An 882-nucleotide genomic window follows, 5' to 3' on the forward strand; every position below is an offset into this window, starting at 1 on the left:
CATGGATGATCCCGGCGAGGCGGTCACGTCTACGAATGTCGAGACGCGTGACCGTGGCCAGATCGGTGATCGGTTCCGGCAGCGGCTGTAGGGGTCTGGCGTTCGAGATGCCCCGGTGAGGACGGTGCGCGTTGTGATGCTGCTCGTACTGGTGCAACGCGTGCAGCAGATGTGCCTGGTTCCCGACCACCACGCGGTCCAGCAGTTCGTGGCGGCAGCTCTGGACCCACCGCTCCATGATCGCGTTCATGCGCGGCATCGGGACACCGCCGAGCACGACCCCGAGCCCGCTGTCGGCAAGGATCGCGTCGAACAGCGGCGGGTAGCTGACGTCGCGGTCACGGATCAGGAAACGCGCCCGGCATCCCGCGTCCCGCAGGTCCATCACGAGGGTGCGTACGGCCTGGGTCACCCAGGCGGCGGTGGGGTGCACGGTGGCGCCCAGGACCCGGACCCGCCGAGTGGCGTGGTCGATGACTGCCAGGACGTCCATCCGGGTACCGGTGAGCGTCACCGCTTCGACGACGTCGGCGGCGAGGATGGCGTCGGCCGGGGAGCGCAGGAACGTCGCCCCGCTGGCCGTGGTGCGCTCGGGTGCTGGGTCGATGCCGGCATCCTGAAGGATCTCCCAGACGGTGGACGCGGCGACCGTGATGCCCAGGACGGGCAGCTCACTGTGGATGCGCCGGTACCCCCACGAGCTGTTCTCCCGCGCCAGACGGAGCACCAGCGTCCGGACCGACCGGACCGTCGGCGGACGGCCGGCCCGCTGGGGGCGGGAGATGCGAGCAGGGTGTGCGGCGATCACGTCGCGGTGCCAGCGCAGCACGGTCTCGGGGCGTACCAGCAACCGGACCTGGCGGAGCACGGTGCGGGGGAGCC

1 protein-coding gene is annotated in these 882 nt (G+C 70.7%); it reads right to left on the minus strand.

The genetic code is table 11. The annotated features are described in order from the left end of the window. Positions 1-882 (minus strand): integrase core domain-containing protein (locus MJ797_RS22930; protein WP_239341093.1); only part of this gene is annotated, 882 nt, incomplete at both ends.

The organism is Protofrankia sp. CiP3 (genome assembly GCF_917627345.1).
Classification (GTDB): domain Bacteria; phylum Actinomycetota; class Actinomycetes; order Frankiales; family Frankiaceae; genus Protofrankia.